Consider the following 826-nt stretch of genomic DNA (forward strand, 5'->3'; position numbering starts at 1 on the left):
GCTATCGTCCAGACCCGTTTTGTCCTTGTCGTCCTGACTCGCGCTGCTTGTCAGGGTGTACGACCAGCTGCCGTCGGTGTTCACCGTCAGGCTGCCGTAATCGCCGGTGACCGTGGTGCCATCGGTATTGATCGGGACCCAGTCGCCGTCCTTGTCCTTCACCTCGTAGCGCGCCAGGTCATCGTTGCCGGTGCTGCTCTTGAACTGGCCGTCGGTGGTCTCGCTGTTGCTGGCGGCGTTACTGCCCGGGGACTGACCTGCACCACCATCAAGCCCTGCTTCCTGCACGCTATAGGCGCCATCCGCGGTCGTCGGATCGCCGTCCGGGCCGCTCGGGTCGATGGTCGGTGTGGAGTCGGCCGCCACCGTCACGGTCAGCGTCGAGGCCGCGGTATCACCGTCGCCATCGGTGAGGGTGTAGTCGATCACCGCCTTGCCTTCGAAGCCCGCCGCCGGGGTAAAGGTGATCTCGCCATTGGACGCGAAGCTCACCGAACCCACACTGGCCCCGCCCTGCACGCTGGCCGCGGTCAGGGTCGCGCCATCGGCGCCCTGGGTGTCGCTGGTGTCATCACTGTTGTTGAGCACGTTGTAGCTAACCGCCGAGTCCTCGGCGGTGCTGGTAGTGTCGGCCACCGCACTCGGGCCATCGTCACCGATGGCGATGGTGAGGTCGGCCGGGGCGGAGGTATCGCCATCGCTGTCCACCACCCGCACACCGAAGGTCTCCGGCACGCTATCGTCCAGACCCGTTTTGTCCTTGTCGTCCTGACTCGCGCTGCTTGTCAGGGTGTACGACCAGCTGCCGTCGGTGTTCACCGTCAGG

Annotated in this window: 1 protein-coding gene; it reads right to left on the minus strand. The window is 65.6% G+C overall.

Annotation, left to right across the window (positions count from 1 at the left end; translation table 11 throughout):
* Positions 1-826 (minus strand): Ig-like domain-containing protein (locus KUV74_RS20735; protein WP_222517285.1); only part of this gene is annotated, 826 nt, incomplete at both ends.

The sequence above is a fragment of the Halomonas sp. DP1Y21-3 genome, from assembly GCF_019801245.1.
GTDB classification, from domain to species: Bacteria; Pseudomonadota; Gammaproteobacteria; order Pseudomonadales; family Halomonadaceae; genus Halomonas; species Halomonas litopenaei.